Here is a 17,059-nt window from a genome sequence, read left to right as displayed (position 1 = left end):
TATCGTTATCGCCCAATGCAATATGGTAGCGCAACCTTATAGTATTTTTGACCAAAAGCATATAGTCCTGTTGACAATATAAATTTAGCCTCGTAGAGTCCCGGCCACTTAACTCTTTTTAACAATAAGCAGTGGGTTAAGTAACGCTATCGAACCGCCTGTTCGCAAAGACCAGGCAAAAGCCCAGCCTCTTCCTCTGTAGGCGGTATTGGTCGAGGCGAAACCTGGAGAATAATGATGACAATATTGAGAGCAACAACGCACGCAAAAAAGCACCTGGCCTGGATCGCAACGGCCGCCGCTGCGGCGTGTATGACAACCTCCCATGCCCAAACCCTGACATCCAACCAAACCGGCAACCATAACGGTTATTACTACTCGTTCTGGACCGACGCCCCCGGCACTGTGTCCATGACGCTGGGCTCTGGCGGTAACTACACCTCCCAGTGGAGCAACACCGGCAACTGGGTCGGCGGTAAAGGCTGGAATCCCGGCGGTCGACGTACCGTCAGCTACTCCGGTACCTTTAACCCCTCCGGCAACGGCTACCTGACCCTCTATGGGTGGACGCGCAATCCGCTGGTGGAATACTACATTGTCGACAACTGGGGCTCCTATCGTCCAGGTGAAAGCGGTACCTACTACGGCACCGTCAACACCGATGGTGGCACCTACGACATCTACCGCACCCAGCGGGTTAACCAGCCCTCCATTGAGGGCACGGCGACTTTCTACCAATACTGGAGCGTGCGCCAGCAAAAACGCACCGGCGGCACCATCACCACCGGCAATCACTTTGATGCCTGGGCCAGCAACGGTCTGAACCTCGGCACCCACGACTATATGGTGATGGCCACTGAGGGCTACCAGAGCAGCGGCAGCTCCAACATCACCCTCGGCAGCAGTGGTGGCGGTAATAACGGTGGCGGCAACGGTGGTGGGGACTCCACACCGAGCAGCACCAATATTGTCGTGCGTGCGCAGGGCGCCAGCGGCCAAGAGCACATCAATCTGCTTATCGGCGGCAACGTGGTGGCCGACTGGACACTTTCTACCGGCATGCAGGAGTACACCTACTACGGCAGCGCCGGCGGCGATCTGCAGGTGGAATACGACAACGACGCCAGTGGCCGCGATGTCACCCTCGACTCGGTTTATGTCAATGGCGAGACCCGTCAAGCCGAGGATATGGAATACAACACGGCCACCTACGGCAACGGCGAGTGTGGTGGCGGCTCCTACTCCGAGACCATGCATTGCAGCGGCGTGATCGGCTTTGGTGGCACCGGCGACTGTTTCAGCGGCAGCTGTGGCGGTGGTAATTCCGGCGGCGGCAACGCGGGTGGTGGAAATAGCGGCGGCAGTGACAATATTGTTGTGCGCGCCCGCGGCACCAACGGTGACGAGCACATCAATTTGCTGGTAGGCGGCAGTGTCGTGGCCGACTGGACACTGGGCACCAGTAACCAGAGCTACACCTACATCGGCAGCGCTACAGGCGATGTGAATGTGGAGTACACCAACGATGCCTCTGGTCGCGATGTCATTTTGGATTATGTCACCGTCAACGGTGAAAACCGTCAGGCCGAAGACATGGAGTACAACACGGCCACCTACGGCAACGGCGAGTGCGGTGGCGGTTCCTACTCAGAAACTATGCACTGCAGCGGCGTGATTGGTTTTGGCCACACCGATGACTGTTTCAGCGGTAGTTGTAACTGATAGATCGGTAAGAGCAAAGGGCTAGGCCCTTTGCTCTACTCAGTTAATACTGATAGGCGATAAAGCCAATGGAGTAGGGTGGAAAAGCCGCGCGCCTATTCATTTTTCGCTTTGCATAGGTGCCAGTGGTTTTGACTCCAACACCCCAATTGGGGGTTAGATAAGGAAAACTGAACGAGGGGCCAAATTTGAGCAAAGTAAACACCTGGCCGATCCCCGGCACATCGACTATGTGATAGTAAATGCCGACACCGCGCGAGATGGTTTCCACCGCTTCAGTTTCTAAGTCAAACGCTACCACCCGCCCAAGCGACATATTCTCCCACACGAGATCACCAACACGTTTTAGGATGGTTTTCGGGCTACCTTCTTCCATGTCCACATTAAAGAAATCAGTTTTTGTTTGTGTAATGTAAAGTCTTCCGTCTTCGCCAAACACTGAAAAATACGAGGCAAAGCCTTCAGGAAGAGAAACCCTCCTATCCAGAACCAGTTTATTGTCGGCGATTGCAACTCTCTGGAGCTGACTGAGAAGTGATCTTGACTCAGAGATATCGCGATCCAGAACAATACGCTTATACATGTCAGCCAGCTTCGAACCTGCCACTCGATAGTTTGGCCCTTCTAGCACCCAAAAAGCAGTGGGATTATCCGGAACCGGCTCCAAATCTATCGAAAGCGCAACGGTTTTACTTGGCAAGAGCTGGACCTCGTCTATCAGTTTGGGCGAAGCTCTATCTGACACATCAAAAAGCACAACTCGATTACTATAGGTCTCAAGTAAAGCCAGCTTCTTATCGTTATCCAGAAAAATCGCGTCAACGTAAGTTGTGCTTCCATCCTCATTAAACGGTAGAGCGGTATGGCTAAGTGTACTCAAACTCAGGGGATCTGCGGCGTCCACCAACGTAAAGCTTTGCTTGCCTAACAGTAGCAATGTGTTATCTCCGCTCAAGTGCGAATCAATCGGTACCGACCCTACCGCTAGTTCAGATTCCGCGACCTTCTCCGGCCGCTGCGGTGCAGCCAGATGGAATGTACGAACGATAACCGGATAGGTATCTGCCTCGTCCATTAATGATTCCCCCGAGCGCTTACCGACATCCATTTGATATAAGAAGCGACTATCGTTGGAGACTATCGTAAAAAGCGGCCGGTCTGCAGGTGATTCAAGCTCTAACCATTCTTCACGAATAAACCCTTCCGAGTTTCGGTCAACCTGGAGAATATGCGTTTTGGAATCATCTAGATCATTGGCAAACAGGTAATGCTTCGTGGTGAAGGTACTTCGTGATTCGCCGTATTCGTTCTCAATCACCAGCGTGTGCTCGTTGACAGGGGAAAGCCCTACCGGAATTTTGAACAGTGGGTAATTACCGAAGTATTGCTTTACTGGCACTCGCAATCCATCGACGGAGACGCTGGAAACGCCCAGATTTTTCCCTCTTACTAATACCCACTCTCCGGGGGAAAATTCAGAATCGTGGAAATGTACCGGCACACCACCTCCGTTCTGGATATCCAAGCCTCCCAAATCCACCAACTGCAATATGCTTGGCTTATCGGAATTGGTAGGTACAATGGCCGAAACAACCACAGGCTCCTTCTTTTGAGTTTGACAAGCACTGATGGTGGCTACAACGCAAGCCACCATAAAAACGAAAAGAATCCCATGAATGCTACCTTGCCGTTTCGCTAAAGCTGGCGTCACAATTGGCTCCCCTATTATTTTAATGGCGTAAAAAGCATTATTGTCCGCTCGGCAACTGAACTCAAGCTGAACTCCTTGTATGAAACCACTCCACATAGATCAAAAACAACCACTCCACATGCATCAGCTGACGGCATCAATTGTCATACTTTTCATTCTGCTGACAGGCTGTACCAACACAGCGCAGACAGCCAGTGACCTAAAAAGCGACGAAACAATCGTTTTTTTCCGCACCAGCGCATGGTTCGACAACTCCGAAAATCTCTGGAAAATACCGATTCATGGTTGGGTATATGAACCCCAAAGTAGCATTGTAAGAGCGTCCTTGTTTGAAGCCGCTTTATCAGCAAAATATCAGATAGACATATCGGACACCCAGCGGGAGACTTTTGAAAAGCGAGTCAATTTGCTGATAGCAGATAATGAGAGAGGTAAGAAAATAGTCATCAGGCTGGCAGACGACACCATTACTCTTCCTAAAACCACGCCTAATGGTCACTTTTACCACATCATAAACCTCACTCCAGAGGAAGCCATCAGCCACATTAACCCCGCCAATCATACTATTCATTTCCGAGCAGTTTTAAGCTCTAGCGACACTCGAGAATTCTCCGGGGAGGTGAAACTCTACCCTCCCACAGGCCTTACCGTAATCAGTGATATTGATGACACCGTAAAACGCACAGGGGTGACAAATACCGAAGAGTTGATGCGAAGTACCTTTCTCCTTCCATTTTCAAGCATTGCAGGAATGAGCAGAGCCTACCAACAAATGGAAAGCAAGGGCGCGCAATTCCATTATGTGTCATCCAGCCCTTGGCAACTGTACCCCGAACTACTGAGCATGCTGAATCAATCGGACTTCCCCTGGGCCAGCTTCACCCTCAAAAGTGTTCGTTTCCGGGATAAAACTGTTTTTGGGCTCTTTAAAAAGGGAATCGAAACGAAACCACAGCAAATTTCCAAGCTGATTAATCGCTACCCTAAAAGAGACTTTATTCTAGTGGGTGACAGCGGGGAGCACGACCCAGAGGTTTACCAGGCCATATACAAGGAGTTTCCAGACCAAGTGAAAGCCATTTGGATTCGGGACATAGGTTCCGACGGCCAGATAAGAGAGCGAATAGACGCTATTAATAACGCCATACACCCGATGTCTATTCAGCTGTTTCGAGAACCGGAGAGCATCATAACGTACTTTAACCAATACCTTTCGAAAGCGTTGGCTGTAGAAACAGAAACCAGCTTGTAAGCGACTGCTTTCCACAGCCAAAAGATAATGCTCATTCTTCTTGCATTGTGCTAATGATCAGATAATAGGCGCACGCCGTAAATTCCACCGGCTATCGATTTTTCTCCGGCCACAAATTTCAGCAAGTGCTTGCCTTTATCCGCTTTCGCTAGAATCTCTGGCGGTATGACGTACTCGACGCTGTAGAACTCCGGCCCCCGCTCGGCGCTCAGACGGACTTGTGCCAAAACATCACCGTTGAGCTCGATAAAAAAGTGTCTGCCTGCGTCCCCGCCAAAGTAAGTGATTTGCAGAAATCGCGCCTGCGCCTGCGGATCATTGAGTTGATAACTGAACCAGTCGTGGGCATGACGCCAGTGGCGCCCAAGATGAACACCTGCCTCGCTCTCACTGCCTTGGAAAAAATGATCTGACTCAGGTTGCTGTTCACCGGGGGCCACCTTGTCGATGGTAACCGCTTCCAACGCCAGTTGAGCGACTTCTTCGCGGGCGCGATTCTCGCGCAAGGCGCCGATGTTCTCGGGCGTACTGTAGGGCCAGTAGAGCATATAGCGCGAGCGATGCACGCGGAAAAAAGGTATCAACTCCAGATTCTGGTACTCGACCGGCTGAATCACACCGCTCGCCTTGAAGCGTAACTGATGATCATCAATACGCTGAATCTGTTCGGCAAAATCCGGGCTACTGGCGACCAGCATGGGCGCCTGATCAATCGGGCAGCGCTCAGCATCGGCAATATGCCCCATTCTGCTGGCATCTGCGTAGTAATTGAGCACCTCATCTTTAAAGGGTGAGGTTTCGGCCGAGAGCACAATGGGCCCGTAGAGAATCGCGTAAAAATCCGAACCACCGGGCAGGGCTTCCAGATGCGTTTGCATCGGCAGGGCCAAGGCCACCTGATCACCCTTTTTCCAGTGTCTGTCGAGCGCAATATAGCCATCGGCGTCGACCTCTACCTTGATGGCCTTGCCATTGACCTGAACCTGGGGTTCACCCGCAGCCCATTGCGGGTAGCGCAGTTTCAGGGTGATGTCGGCAGCTTGCTCAAAGCTAAACGAGGTGCCCGACTCATCGGGGAAGTGGGTAGTCTGACTCAGACGCACGCCCTGCTCGCGCCAGTGAAGTGTCGAGGGAATATAGAGATTGACGTAGAGCTCATTGCCCTGGTGAGCATAAATAAACTCGCCATACTTAAAATGGTTTTCGATACCCGAGCCCACGCAGCACCACATCCCCTGATGGGTTTGTGAATACACCCGGTAGTGGTTCGGACGCATAGGCGTGAAATACACCAGCCCGCCGGTGTGCGGGTCTTGCGAGCTGAGGATGTGGTTGTAAAGCGCGCGCTCGTAGTAATTGACGTACTCCGGTGCAGTACGACGCCCATAGAGTAACTTGGTGAGCTTGAGCATGTTGTAGGTGTTGCAGGTTTCCGGCCCTTCGATTTCCTCAATCATGGGATCGAAGTCGGCCTTGTCGTGAAAGTGCTCGCGCACACTGTTACCACCGATCGCCACGCTGCGTTCATTGACCACCGTGCGCCAGAAATACTCGGCGGCGCGGTGCCAGTCCTCCTGGTTACTGAGCTGCGCGATGCGCTCAAATCCCACCACCTTGGGTATCTGGGTGTTGGCGTGCAAACCCGTCAACTCATCACGCCCTTTCACCAAAGGCTCAAGCAACTTGCGCTGAGAAAACTGTTCAGCCAGAGTCAGGTATTTCTGATCTCCGGTCAGCGCATACACATCGGCAAAGGTTTCATTCATGCCACCGTACTCGGTGGTCAGCATTTGCTGAATCTGTTCATCGGACAAATGGGACATCAGCGCTGCCGCCCAGTCGGCCCAGGCAAGCATCATGCGTCTGGCCTGCTCGCTACCGGTATAGACGTAGGCATCGCGCAAACCTGCGAATATTTTGTGCAGATTGTACCAGGGCACCCAGTAGCCATTGAGCGCAAACAAGTCAGCCCGCAGCTCACCTCTGGCGATTTCCTGCCAGAGCTTGTCGCTGTCAGGCACACCGCCTAAATAGCCATTGCCGTTGGCTTTTTGCGCACGCTCAAGCTCACTGAGCACATACTCGAGCCGCGCTTTAACATCTGCTCTGCCGGTAGCGGCATAGGCAAGGCTGAGAGAGGTGACATAGTGACCTCCGATGTGACCGTCCAGCCCCGTATTTTCCCAGTTGCCATAGCTGGCCGTCCTGGGGGTCAGACCCGCCTCGCGCAGGTAGGGCGCCAGCAGCCGATCCGGCGACAGGGTCATAACGTACTCCAGGTTTTTCTCCTGGGCTTGCTTAAACGGGCTTTCTGTCAGGCGCACCTCATCCAGCGCGAAGTATTCAACGGCCTGGACTGTATGGCTGAGCCACAATAGGCCAATACCGAGCACAAGTTTTCGTATCATCTCTATCCCCTACAGGAGCCTGCGACTAAAAAAAGGGCCCGCATGGCGGGCCTAAATCACTGAGGTTTCAGTCATGATGAAACATTAGTCATCGAGGGCGGCGTCGCCAAAGACCGGCATGCCCTGATCATCCCACTTGAGTGTCTTTACAAAGGTATGGCGATTGGGATCCCAAAGAGGGTCGCCCTCAATCTCGGTGTAAGTGCGCGCGTGGTACACCAGCAGGTCGGTGACGCCGTCTTCCGCTTTGGTAAAACTGTTGTGCCCCGGGCCGAAAATCTTGTGTTTGGGGCTTGAGCGCAGCACAGGCTGCTTGGATTTGTGCCAGCTCGCGGGATTCAGCAAATCGGCGTTTTCGTCAGCCCACAGCAAGCCCATCGCGTAGTTTTCGTCCGTGGCGCTGGCCGAATAGGTCATAAAAATCTTGCCGCCATGTTTAACGATAGAGGGGCCTTCGTTGACCCAAAAACCAATAATCTCCCAGTCGTATTCCGGAATGCTCAGACGCACCGGCTCGCCGTCGATCTCCGTGGGGATTTTCATCGGTGCAATGTAAAGGTTGGAGTTGCCGCGAATGCCCTCCTCTTTTTGCGCCCATACATAGTAGAGAACGCCCTTATGAGTAAAGGTGGTCGCATCCAGACAAAACGTGTCTATGCCCGTGTCAATCTGGCCTTCAAATGTCCAACTGCCGGTAACAGGGTTGGCGTCTTTACAAGAGATGGCGTACATCCGGTGCTGAAAAAGATCGTGCTTAATCTCCCGCGAGGGCGCCGCGGCAAAATAGACATACCAAGCGCCCTGGTTAAAGTGAATTTCCGGCGCCCAGATCAAATCGCTGTAAGGGCCAGTATCCGGCTTGCGCCAGACCATCACAGGTTCAGCGCTGGCCAGGTCACGAATGCTGGTCGCGCGCCGCAATTCAACACCATCATAAGCGGGAACACTGGCGGTGAAATAGTAGTAGCCATCGGTGTGCTTGTAGATGTGCGGATCGGCCCGCTGCTCAATTAACGGTTGCAATACGTTCACTCTGATCTCCAGATTGCTCAGGTTAACTCTTCAATGGTGTGGTCGGGCGCCTCGGACTCAATATCGCCGCGGGCCTTCATCTCGTTGTAAAAACGATCGGTAATTTTATACTTGAACATGACAAAACCCAGCAGCGCGTGAAAGGCGCCGGGAATAATCGTCAACATCAGGGAAATACCGGTCAGCGCAAACTCGCTTTGTTCCTGACCGGCCTGGTACCCAAAAAACGTCAGCAACAAGCCCGTGACAAAACCGGCCAGACCCGCGCCCGCCTTTTGACAAAAAGAGATACCCCCAAATGCCAGCCCTGAGACCCGCTTGCCGGTTTTCGCCTGACCATAATCCACTGCCTCGGCGATGGCCGACCAAAAAACCGGGGCGTGCAGATCCACCACAAAAGACAAGATGACATAGAGCACCAGCGCCAGTGCCAGGTCGCCAGGCGAGACGGCAAAGAACATTAGCGCACTCAATACGCCGACGAGAATCTGCGACCAGCGAAACAACTGCACCTTGCAATAGCGCTTGGTGATCCAGGTGGAGGCCACCATAGAGACGATAGAGGCGGCAATCCCCGCGCTGGTAAACATAGCGGCCATAGACTCTGTGCCGCCGAGGTAGTAAATCGTGTAGTAAAACGCCACACCGCCGCGCATGGCGTAACCGAGCGTTCCGAGCACACAGCAGGCCGCCAGCACCAGCCATTGGTCGTTTTTCAGCAGCAGCTGCAACTGCTCACCGAGAGGCTTTTTGTCCACCACATGCTCAACCCGCTCGCGGGTGGTGGCAAAGCAAAACAACAGCAACCCGACCCCGACAAACGACATAAAACCCATGGCCAACTGATATCCCTTGGCCGGGCTACCTTCGCCCCATAGAGCGGCCAGCTCGGGCACGGACGCCACAATTACCACATTGGCAATCTTTGCAAAGAACATGCGGTAGCCATTGGCGGAGAGACGCTCTTTCGGATCGCTGGTCAAAACGCCGATGTAGGAGATATACGGAATAGCCACGCCGGTAAACATCAAGGTGGCAAAAAGATAAGTGACGTAAGCCCAGACCAGCTTGGCGTTATAGCTAAAATCCGGGGTGGTAAACAACAGGAAAACGGCAAAGCCGTAGGGGACCGACAAATAGAGAAAGTAATGGCGAAAGCGTCCCCAGCGGCTTTTGATCTTGTCGGTCAGCAGGCCCATCAGGGGGTCACTCAAGGCATCGATAAAGCGAGCTGCCAAAAACAAGGTACCCACATGGGCCGGCTTCAGACCGAAAATGTCCGTATAGAAGTACTGCATAAAGTAGAACATGGCCGCGATCATGACGTTGACGGACATGTCGCCTGCACCAAAGCCTACTTTTTCTACAACGGACAATTTTTCAGTTTTCATTATTGTTTATTCTCAAAATCTATCGGTATTGCTTACTAGGGAGGCTGCGCTTCAGCCACACATGCCCGGGCCTCATTAGGCCCGGGCATGGCGCGGTGAGCGCTTGACCTAAGTGCTTAGACGCCGCTGCTGAGATGGTAGTAAACAGCGTTGTGACGCAACTCGTTTTTGAAATCGCGAATTTTAGTATCACTGTCGATCACGACCGCTTCAACGCCCGCCATTTCGGCAAAATCGATGATCTGATCTGTGGTCACCGCCTGGCTGTACACACTGTGGTGCGCGCCGCCGGCGTGAATCCAGGCGGCGCCGGCCACGGCCAGGTTCGGACGCGGCTCCCACAGGGCGCGGCCCACTGGAAGATTGGGCAAATCTTTTGGCGGTGTGACTGTGTCCAGCTCATTGATGATCATGCGAAAGCGGTTGCCAAGATCCACGATAGACACATTGATTGCTGGCCCGGGCTTACCATTGAAAATCAGCCGGGCAATGTCTTTGCGAATGCCGATGGTGTGCAGCGCCACTTCAACACGCGGTTTTTCCTGGGCAATGGTCGGGCAAACCTCCAGCATATGAGCGCCCAGCACCTGATCGCTGGAGCCAAAATTGTAGGTGTAATCCTCCATAAAAGAGGTACCGCCTTCTTTGCCCTTGGCCATGATCTTCACTACTCGGGTCATGGCAGCGGTTTTCCAGTCGCCCTCACCACCGTAGCCATAGCCTTTTTGCATCAGCCGCTGAGTCGCCAGACCCGGCAGCCCCGTTATGCCGTGCAGGTCTTCAAAGTTGTTGGTAAAGGCTTTGAAGCCGCCGTCATCCAAAAACTTTTGCATGGCAATTTCAAGACGCGCTTCATTGCGCAGCGCCTCGAACTGGTGAGCGTCGTTCAGCAGCTCATCGGGCACGGTGTATTCGGCCTTGTACTGCTCAACCAGTGCATCAATATCAGCGTCGCTCACTTCGTTGGCCACCACCGCCAGATCACCCAGGCCAAAAGCGTGAACCTCGTAGCCAAAGTTGATTTGGGCCGAGACCTTGCAGCCCTCAGTCACCGCCACCTGACGCATGTTGTCACCAAAGCGGGCCACTTTAAGACCCTGAGCTTCATCCCAGCCCATGGCCACGCGCACCCAGTCGTCGATTTCCTGCTGCACACGCTCGGTGGCCCAATGGCCCACCACAACGCGGCGATCGTGTCGCATGCGCGCACCGATAAAGCCGAACTCACGGTCGCCGTGAGCGCTCTGGTGCATGTTCATGTAATCCATATTGATTTCACCCCAGGGCAACTCGGCATTGAACTGGGTGTGTAGATGCATATAGGGCTTGTTCAGCGCTTTGAGACCGGCAATCCACATTTTCGCGGGGGAAAAAGTATGCATCCACAAAATCAGACCCACACAGTTGGGGTCTGAGTTAGCGCGCAGACAAACGTCGAGAATTTCCTGTGGATTTTTCACCACCGGCTGGAATTTCACATTGGCAGAGAGCAAGGCAGAGGCGCTCAGGCCAGCCGCCACTTGCTCGCTGTTTTTACCCACTTGTTCCAACACTTTCGGGCCGTAGAGGGTTTGCGAGCCCGTTACCAGCCACACTTCTTTTTCACCGTAAATTTTCATGGTTATGTCCTGCAAGTCTCAATAGATCAATTTTGCCCGTAGTAAGCGTCTTTGCCGTGCTTACGCAGGTAGTGCTTATTTAGAATGCCCTGTTTAAGCGGCTTTACGTCCTGCTTGAGGGTGCGCGTCAGATAGGCCATCTTGGCAATTTCTTCCAGAATGACAGCGTGGTACACCGATTGGGCGGCGTTTTTACCCCAGGTAAAAGGCGCATGGCCAGCAATGATCACCATAGGGGTTTCCACCGGGCTTTTACCTTTAAAGCAATCGGTAATTTGTACGCCGGTCTCCTCTTCGTAATCGCGTGCGATTTGCGCGTCACTCATCACAGCAGTGCAGGGGATGGGGCCATAGGCGTAATCGGCATGGGTCGTCCCCAAACAGGGAATGGACTCCTGTGCCTGCGCCCAGGCCGTGGCGTAGGTGGAATGGGTGTGCGTCACACCACCGATGCTGTCAAAGTGGCGATAAAGATGGGTGTGGGTCTTGGTGTCCGACGATGGCCGCATCTTGCCCTCAACCACCTGATTGTCCAGGTCGACGACGACAATATCCTCTACCTGCATATCCTCGTAGGCCACCCCACTGGGCTTGATGGCGACGACACCTCTGTCGCGATCCACCTGGGACACATTGCCCCAGGTATAGACCACCAGATTGCGGTGATGCAATTGCATGTTCGCTTCATAGACTTCGCGCTTGAGTTCGAGATAACTCACGATTGACCTCCATCGACGAATTCACCCAAGGATTGGTAGCGCGTGTAGAGCTGGTCGTAGACACGAGCCGCTTTCGTATTTGGCTCGTAGGTCTTGCAGACTTTTGAGCCCATAGCCCGCTGGGCACTGGCCACATCGGCGTGAGCGCCGCCGACAACAGCGGCAAAAATTGCTGCGCCCAGAGCACAGCTCTGTTCGCTGTCGAGCACATCAATCGGGCAATTCCACACGTCCGCGCAGGTTTGCATGACAAAATCGGATTTTTTCGAAATGCCGCCAATGGCGACCACGCTATCGACCGCCACACCCTCGGCGCGAAAGCGCTCGATAATGGCGCGGGCACCAAACGCCGTCGCCTCAACCAGTGCGCGAAAGACCTCGGGGGCGCCACTGCCCATCTTCAAGCCGGCAATGGCGCCTGCCACCGTTTGATCCGCATCGGGCGTACGCCGGCCGTTGACCCAATCCAATGCGGTGACACCGCTCTGCCCAGGCGCAAGGGCGCTGGCGGCGCGGGACAGCTCGACCAAGGTTTTGTCTTCCAGCTCTTGCAAAAGCGCGGCCCGCCCCGCCTCGTTCAGCGCCGTGCTGGCGGCAATAATACTTTTGGCCGGACCATTGATAAGATTCTTGAACCAGGCGTAAAGATCACCGAAGGCGGACTGCCCCGCCTCCAGCCCCACCATGCCCGGAATCACAGAGCCGTCCACTTGCCCGCAAATGCCGCGTACGCAGGTCTCGCTCAAGGCTTCGTAACCGGCGATAGTGATATCGCAGGTGGAGGTGCCCATGACCTTGGTCAGCACACCCGGTTGCACATTCGCCGCCACCGCACCCATGTGGCAGTCGAACGCCGAAAACCCCACGGGCGTCCCCACGGGCAGGCCCAGTTTGCTCGCCCACTCCTGGGTAAGACCACCAACGGCCTGATCCGAGGTAAATGTGTCTGTGGGCAGCCGCGAGGCCAGGCCGTCGAGCATGGGATCGACACTCACAAAAAAGTCATTGGGTGGGTAACCGCCCCAGCTCTCGTGCCACATCACTTTGTGGCCGGCGGCGCAGCGCCCCATACGGAATTCGCTCGGGTGGGTGGTGCCGGTCAATACCGCCGACATCCAGTCGCAGTGCTCCACCCACATGTATACAGCGTCTCTGACAGCGCTGTCCTTTCGCATCACATGAAGGGCTTTTGACCAGTACCACTCCGAGGAGTAAATACCCCCTTCATACTTGAGATAATTGGGCTCGCTGCGTGCGGCAGCGGCGGTAAACTCCGCCGCCTCTTTCACCGCGGTGTGGTCCTTCCACAGCACGAACATGGCGTTGGGGTTGTCGGCAAACTCGGGCCTGAGCGCCAGCGCGACGCCCTGCGCGTCTACGGCGACTGGGGTTGAGCCGGTGGTGTCAAAACTCAACCCCACAACCGCTTCGGCCGCGCCTTCAGGCGCCTGGCGCCACAGCTGTGCCACCGCCTGCTCCAGGCTCTCAAGGTAGTCCAGTGGGTGCTGGCGAAACTGATCGGCGGCGCTCTCACAATAGAGCCCTTGCGACCAGCGCGGATAGTTCACCACACTCGAGGCCACTTCTTCGCCGGTAGCGGTATTGACGAGCAGCGCTCTGACAGAATCGGACCCGTAGTCGAGGCCCAGTGCATAAGAAACCATAAAAACAAAACCCTTCTGGCGCTCCCGGAAAGAGCGCTTTTTATTTTGTATTATAATATTATCCGAGCAGTGCCGGAGCTTGTCAAATATTTCTTAATACAATTGCGTGTAGCCACCTGGCCTGCCTTGGCCGGGGCGCTGCCCGAGGGTAAACTCTGAAAAAGAACAACGATAAGGAAGCGCTATGCCCGCCATGCCTACGGCCCGTGAGCTGCTCGAACCTGACGTTCTCTGCGCCTATGAAGGCTGGTCGCTGCAGCGGCTGGAACATTTTTTAATGCGCCACGAACTGGCGCGGGTACCCGTCATCGCCTCAGACCACCAGCTGGTGGGCAGCGTCGGCAGCGCCGATTTGCATCGGCTGATGAATCTGGAGGAGACCTACCGCGCCCGGATGATCAACGACAACTTCCGCCGCTCAACCGGGCAGGATATGGACAATATGGATGAGTTGACCCAGTGGACCCGCCGGGCACTGGTCTACTGCACTGTGCACCAGGTGATGCTGCCCGATCCACCGCATGTCGAGGCGGATGACACCCTGCAAAGTGTGCGCGAGCTGCTGGTGGCACAGGGGCTGGATCGCGTGTGGGTCACCGACCAGGGGGTGCTGGCCGGAGCCATTCGGGCCGTACAGTTGCTTTAGGCCAATTGGAAAGTGCCTGCCTGGTGTAAACAGGCCTTATGAGCACTATAAAAAGTAGTCGTTTTCGATACCCAGCACATCAAGCACATCAATACCGGTCATACCCGCGCGCTGGGCAGCTTCCAGCCCCAGTTTGGAGTCTTCAAACACCACGCAGTGCTCCGGGGCGACCCCCATCAGCTGCGCGCAGCGCAGAAACGTGTCCGGCGCCGGCTTGGGGTGCGCCACCAGATCAGCCCCCACGACATGATCTATCAAGTGAGCGATGCCACAGTGACCAATGATAGCGCGGGCTTCATCGGTATAGGCGCCAGTGCCGATGCTTATGGGCTTAACCCCGGCATAGCGGTTGGCCACTTCGATCAACGCCGTGGGTTTCACGTACTGATGAGCCACCTCGGCAACCACCCGCTCTTTGTAATCGTTCATCTCGTCCAGTGAAGCGGTCGCTGAGACGCCAAAAGTGTCCAACAGTATCTCAATGGTGCGCTTGGTGGGCACACCGGCCAGCGAACGCATTAAAGGCCGATCAATGGGAATCTGGTAATGGTTGAGCGTTTGTGTCCAGCCCACCTCGTGCAGCTGGCCGCTGTCCACGAGGGTGCCGTCCATATCGAAAATGATGGCCTGGTATTGATCGTACACAGTGTATCTACCTCAAAAATGCGGGCGGGAGCGCAACCTTACCACAGCCCCATGTGGAGTAAATGGCGCAGCTATTTACCTGGCAATTAAGATGCTCGCCCTGAGCCCCCCAATTGTCGCCCTGTAAAATCTGAGCAATTTGTGAAATCCCTTGATTTTACAGCTCTCGCGCTCGCCTTCGGCGGCATCGGCGCTTCCTGCGCCGCTATTAACCCGACCATCATAATTGCCGCGTTAATAGCATGGGTGAAAGCCCAAAGACGTTTTATAGACAACAGGTATCCAACCACTGGGGGTGACCGCTTACCCAGGCCACTGGGCGAGACCATTCACTCTGGCTGATACCAGAGCTCAGGGCGGTGCAGTGGCATGGTGGCCGTTTCCCAGGGGATGTCCAGGTGATACACCGCCCTCGAGCCCAAGCGCGCGCGAGAAAGAGCTTCACCGTAGAATTCGTTAAATACCCGATCGAAAGAACCGTCGGCAATGGCGGCGTTCAGCCCGGTGCTCAGCGCCTGGGACAGTGCATGATTGTCCCGGTTGGTAAAAAAATAAAATGCCGATGGGTAGTGCAAAGCAACGCAGCAGGCCGCCGCCACACGCTTATCGCTGTGCGCCTCGAGTTCATCCCATATCTCAACCACCGAGCGCGACACATAGTCCACCCTGTCGCTCACCAGCATGCTGATCAGGCTGTCGCGGTTGATAGAGGTCACCACGCTAAACCCATTGGCCTTCATATAACTGGTATCGGGCCAGTCCTGCCCCAGGCCGGCGCGCAGGGTCTTGAGCTTTGTCAGGGAGACACCCTTTTGAAATGCAGGCTCAGCATTCTCACTGATCAGCAGCAAACGCCAGCCGGCCAGGCCTTTAAACAGCGGAATGTACACAGCCTGCAAGGTCGCCTCCCGGTCCGGGTTGCTGTGCATCCAATTCACATCGTAGAAGCCGGTATCGAGATTTCTCGAATTGCGCCGGTCGGAAACCGCTCCGCCGGGCACAGGGTGCAATTCAAAGGGGCGGCCCGATTTTTCCAGCGCCAGGGTCAGCAGGCTGACAAAGTAGTTGACCTGCCTTTGGAAAACAATGTCATCGCCGGCGTACTGCGGGTAGCGCACGGTCAGAACCGCTTGTTGGCCGGAGGATTCGGACTCGGCCAGCACCGGTGCCCACAAACAAGACACCAGTGCCACCGCAATACATTTGCCCCAGAAAGAGAAGGTCACTCGCCGCCCCGCTGAACATCGCTTGCCTACCAATGCCCCGAGTATAGACGCTGAGGCCGAAGCTATCTGGATTTTTGTCCTCGCCCAACCAGATAGCGCTGCAGGGCAATAAAGACAAACAGCAAAAGTCCAATAACTATCTTGGTCCACCAGCTCGACAGAGTGCCATCAAACGAAATATAGGTCTGTACAACCCCCATGATCAGCACACCGAACAGCGTCCCCAGTACATAGCCATAGCCACCGGTCAGCAGGGTGCCACCAATCACCACTGCGGCAATGGCGTCGAGCTCCACACCCACCGCTGCCAGCGAGTACCCTGAAAAGGTGTAAAAACTAAAGACGATACCTGCCAGCGCCGCCATAAAGGAACTCAAGGCATAGACACTGATGGTGGTTCTGGCGATGGGCACGCCCATCAGAGCCGCCGACTGGGCATCGCCACCCAGGCCATAAACGCGCCCGCCCAAACGGGTAAAATTGGCGAGCCAAATGGCAAGGGCGAGCACCACCAGGGCAATAATGGTCGAACTGCCCAGCCAGGCGCCGCCGGGCAGCTCAAAACCAAACATGGCCACATCATCGTAAAAGCTGTGCATGATAGGCACTGACTCTTCGCTGATCACCGAGCTCAACCCGCGCGCGAAAAACATACCCGCCAGGGTAACGATAAAGGGTTGCAACTGGTAGTAGTGAATGATCGCGCCCATGCTCGCACCAAACAAGGTACCTAGCACCAACACCAGCGCAAAGGCTGGCAAGGGGTGCCAACCGTAGTTCTGCATGAGTACGCTGATGATCACCCCACTCAGGGCAATGGTAGAGCCCACCGACAAATCAATACCGCCCGAAAGAATCACAAAGGTCATGCCGATCGCCGCGATAATCAAAAAGGCGTTATCGGTGAACAGATTCATAAACACCCGCAGGCTGCCGAAGTTTTCAAATTGCACGGCGCCGGCCGCAAACAATAGGGCAAAGAGCGAACAGGTGACGTACAAGGGTAAAAATTTCTTGTGCATGA

General features: G+C 54.7%; 13 protein-coding genes and 1 pseudogene. 4 read left to right on the top strand and 10 right to left on the bottom strand.

Features of this window, described 5'->3' with window-relative positions; translation table 11 throughout:
• Window positions 1–237 precede the first annotated feature (237 nt).
• Window positions 238–1,371: pseudogene (locus QWI16_RS03035) on the top strand (glycoside hydrolase family 11 protein); the annotation flags it as partial.
• 6 nt (window positions 1,372–1,377) lie between these two features.
• A complete protein-coding gene (locus tag QWI16_RS18780; RefSeq protein WP_302711326.1) occupies window positions 1,378–1,722 on the top strand; it encodes a carbohydrate-binding domain-containing protein in 345 nt (114 codons plus the stop codon).
• 43 nt (window positions 1,723–1,765) lie between these two features.
• Here the strand turns inward: QWI16_RS18780 and QWI16_RS03025 are convergent, their stop codons facing one another.
• Window positions 1,766–3,433 (bottom strand): hypothetical protein, encoded by a 1,668-nt coding sequence (locus QWI16_RS03025; protein ID WP_302711255.1) that lies wholly within the window; start codon window positions 3,431–3,433, stop codon window positions 1,766–1,768.
• A gap of 79 nt (window positions 3,434–3,512) precedes the next feature.
• Here QWI16_RS03025 and QWI16_RS03020 point away from each other — a divergent pair, with 79 nt between their 5' ends.
• The gene (locus tag QWI16_RS03020; protein ID WP_302711254.1) at window positions 3,513–4,685 is read left to right on the top strand and encodes a phosphatidate phosphatase App1 family protein; all 1,173 of its coding nucleotides are present in this window, start codon (window positions 3,513–3,515) and stop codon (window positions 4,683–4,685) included.
• A 50-nt stretch (window positions 4,686–4,735) separates the two neighbouring features.
• On the opposite strand, the gene QWI16_RS03015 is transcribed toward QWI16_RS03020, so the two are convergent.
• The 6 genes from QWI16_RS03015 to QWI16_RS02990 form a co-directional block, all read right to left on the bottom strand.
• The gene (locus tag QWI16_RS03015) at window positions 4,736–7,093 is read right to left on the bottom strand and encodes a glycoside hydrolase family 127 protein (protein ID WP_302711253.1); all 2,358 of its coding nucleotides are present in this window, start codon (window positions 7,091–7,093) and stop codon (window positions 4,736–4,738) included.
• A gap of 84 nt (window positions 7,094–7,177) precedes the next feature.
• Window positions 7,178–8,125 (bottom strand): glycoside hydrolase family 43 protein, encoded by a 948-nt coding sequence (locus tag QWI16_RS03010; protein WP_302711252.1) that lies wholly within the window; start codon window positions 8,123–8,125, stop codon window positions 7,178–7,180.
• A 17-nt stretch (window positions 8,126–8,142) separates the two neighbouring features.
• Complete coding sequence (locus tag QWI16_RS03005) at window positions 8,143–9,516, bottom strand: MFS transporter (RefSeq protein ID WP_302711251.1); 1,374 nt, start codon at window positions 9,514–9,516, stop codon at window positions 8,143–8,145.
• 116 nt (window positions 9,517–9,632) lie between these two features.
• Window positions 9,633–11,135 (bottom strand): L-arabinose isomerase, encoded by a 1,503-nt coding sequence (gene araA, locus QWI16_RS03000; protein ID WP_302711250.1) that lies wholly within the window; start codon window positions 11,133–11,135, stop codon window positions 9,633–9,635.
• Between the two features lie 26 nt (window positions 11,136–11,161).
• A complete protein-coding gene (locus tag QWI16_RS02995; RefSeq protein WP_302711249.1) occupies window positions 11,162–11,854 on the bottom strand; it encodes an L-ribulose-5-phosphate 4-epimerase in 693 nt (230 codons plus the stop codon).
• Window positions 11,851–13,518, bottom strand: a complete 1,668-nt coding sequence (locus QWI16_RS02990; RefSeq protein WP_302711248.1) for a ribulokinase — start codon at window positions 13,516–13,518, stop codon at window positions 11,851–11,853. Before QWI16_RS02990 ends, QWI16_RS02995 begins: the two co-directional genes overlap by 4 nt.
• Before the next feature lie 184 nt (window positions 13,519–13,702).
• On the opposite strand from QWI16_RS02990, the gene QWI16_RS02985 reads away from it, so the two are divergent.
• The gene (locus QWI16_RS02985) at window positions 13,703–14,164 is read left to right on the top strand and encodes a CBS domain-containing protein (RefSeq protein ID WP_302711247.1); all 462 of its coding nucleotides are present in this window, start codon (window positions 13,703–13,705) and stop codon (window positions 14,162–14,164) included.
• Window positions 14,165–14,209: 45 nt separating this feature from the next.
• Here the strand turns inward: QWI16_RS02985 and QWI16_RS02980 are convergent, their stop codons facing one another.
• The 3 genes from QWI16_RS02980 to yjfF form a co-directional block, all read right to left on the bottom strand.
• A complete protein-coding gene (locus QWI16_RS02980) occupies window positions 14,210–14,809 on the bottom strand; it encodes an HAD-IA family hydrolase (RefSeq protein ID WP_302711246.1) in 600 nt (199 codons plus the stop codon).
• 329 nt (window positions 14,810–15,138) lie between these two features.
• Entirely contained in the window at window positions 15,139–16,035 is an 897-nt protein-coding gene (locus tag QWI16_RS02975) for a type 2 periplasmic-binding domain-containing protein (RefSeq protein ID WP_302711245.1), read from the bottom strand.
• A 62-nt stretch (window positions 16,036–16,097) separates the two neighbouring features.
• Window positions 16,098–17,057 carry a galactofuranose ABC transporter, permease protein YjfF gene (gene yjfF, locus QWI16_RS02970; protein ID WP_302711244.1) on the bottom strand — a complete coding sequence of 320 codons (960 nt, stop codon included), beginning with the start codon at window positions 17,055–17,057 and terminating at the stop codon, window positions 16,098–16,100.
• Window positions 17,058–17,059 lie beyond the last annotated feature (2 nt).

It is taken from the genome of Gilvimarinus algae (assembly GCF_030518215.1).
GTDB classification, from domain to species: Bacteria; Pseudomonadota; Gammaproteobacteria; order Pseudomonadales; family Cellvibrionaceae; genus Gilvimarinus; species Gilvimarinus algae.
The sequence above is the reverse complement of the archived record's forward strand: the minus strand, read 5'-3'. Positions and strand labels throughout refer to the sequence as shown.

Coding starts and splice junctions, on each gene's coding strand:
- QWI16_RS02990 (WP_302711248.1), bottom strand. CDS start 13,518: ATGGTTTCTTATGCACTGGGCCTCGACTACGGGTCCGATTCTGTCAGA.
- yjfF (WP_302711244.1), bottom strand. CDS start 17,057: ATGCACAAGAAATTTTTACCCTTGTACGTCACCTGTTCGCTCTTTGCC.
- QWI16_RS03015 (WP_302711253.1), bottom strand. CDS start 7,093: ATGATACGAAAACTTGTGCTCGGTATTGGCCTATTGTGGCTCAGCCAT.
- araA (WP_302711250.1), bottom strand. CDS start 11,135: ATGAAAATTTACGGTGAAAAAGAAGTGTGGCTGGTAACGGGCTCGCAA.
- QWI16_RS03020 (WP_302711254.1), top strand. CDS start 3,513: ATGAAACCACTCCACATAGATCAAAAACAACCACTCCACATGCATCAG.
- QWI16_RS02985 (WP_302711247.1), top strand. CDS start 13,703: ATGCCCGCCATGCCTACGGCCCGTGAGCTGCTCGAACCTGACGTTCTC.
- QWI16_RS03005 (WP_302711251.1), bottom strand. CDS start 9,516: ATGAAAACTGAAAAATTGTCCGTTGTAGAAAAAGTAGGCTTTGGTGCA.